At 64.9% G+C, this 1,437-nt stretch carries 1 protein-coding gene; it reads right to left on the bottom strand.

Translation table 11 applies throughout. The features are described 5' to 3' along the window. Nucleotides 1-233: 233 nt before the first annotated feature. Nucleotides 234-1,437: glutamine synthetase family protein (locus ACIP0B_RS07290; protein ID WP_400830840.1), on the bottom strand; the 1,204-nt coding region annotated here is incomplete at its 5' end.

Consider the following 1,437-nt stretch of genomic DNA (forward strand, 5'->3'; position numbering starts at 1 on the left):
ATGCGGTGTTTCGGTTTGCTGCGTTTCCTGTGGGAGCCAGCCTGCTGGCGATGGCGGTCTGTCAGCCGACGGCGATGTTGGCTGTGCTGGCCTTTCGCGAGCAGGCTCGCTCCCACAGGGGATCTGCGGTGTTTCGGGCTGCTGCGTTTCCTGTGGGAGCTAGCTTGCTAGCGATGACGGTCTGTCAGCCGGTGAAGATGTTGGCTTTGTCATCAGGCCAGCTCCCACAGGGTTCAGACGCTCAGCAGCAGGAATTCCCGCTCCCAGGAGCTGATCACCCGTTTGAAGTTCTCGTGCTCGGCCCGTTTGACCGCCACGTAGCCACGCACGAACTTGTCGCCCAGGTAGCCGGCGACGGTCTCGCACTCTTCCATCTGGGTGAGGGCCTCTTCGATGGTGATCGGCAGGCGCAGGTTGCGTCGCTCATAGGCCCGACCTTCCACGGCGGCGCTCGGCTCGACGCCTTCGACCATGCCGATGTAGCCGCACAGCAGGCTGGCGGCGATGGCCAGGTACGGGTTGGCGTCGGCGCCCGGCAGGCGGTTTTCCACGCGCATCGATTCCGGCCCCGAAGTCGGCACGCGCAGGCCGACGGTGCGGTTCTCTTCGCCCCATTCGACGTTGACCGGCGCCGAGGTGTCCGGCAGGAAGCGGCGGAACGAGTTCACGTTCGGCGCGAACATCGGCAGCACCTTGGGGATGTACTTCTGCAGGCCGCCGATGTGGTGGCGAAACAGCGTGCTCATGCCGCCGTCGGCGTCGGCGAAGATCGGTTGGCCGGTGGCGATGTCCACCACGCTCTGGTGCAGGTGCATGGCGCTGCCGGGTTCGTCGCCGATCGGCTTGGCCATGAAGGTGGCGGTGACGTTGTGCTTGAGCGCCGCCTCGCGCAGGGTGCGCTTGAACACGGTGATCTGGTCGGCCAGGTCCAGCGCGTCGCCGTGGCGGAAGTTGATTTCCATCTGCGCCGGACCGTCTTCGTGGATCAGCGTGTCCAGGTCCAGGCCTTGCAGCTCGCACCAGTCGTAGACGTCTTCGAACAGCGGGTCGAACTCGTTGGCCGCGTCGATGGAAAACGACTGGCGACCGCTCTCGGCACGGCCCGAGCGGCCCAACGGCGCCTTGAGCGGCAGGTCCGGGTCTTCGCAGCGCTGGGTCAGGTAGAACTCCATTTCCGGCGCCACGATCGGCTTCCAGCCCTTGTCGGTGTACAGCTGCAGGACCTTTTTCAGCACGTTGCGCGGCGACAGCTCGATCGGGTTGCCGAACTTGTCGAAGGTGTCGTGAATGACGATGGCGGTCGGCTCGATGGCCCACGGCACCACGTACACGGCGTCGCTCACCGGTTTGCAGACCATGTCGATGTCCGCCGGGTCGAGCAGGACGTAGTAGTTGTCGTCGTCGACGAAATCCCCGGTACCCGTTTGCAGCAGCACA

This window comes from Pseudomonas sp. NPDC089534, from assembly GCF_044749305.1.
Lineage (GTDB): Bacteria > Pseudomonadota > Gammaproteobacteria > Pseudomonadales > Pseudomonadaceae > Aquipseudomonas > Aquipseudomonas ekonensis.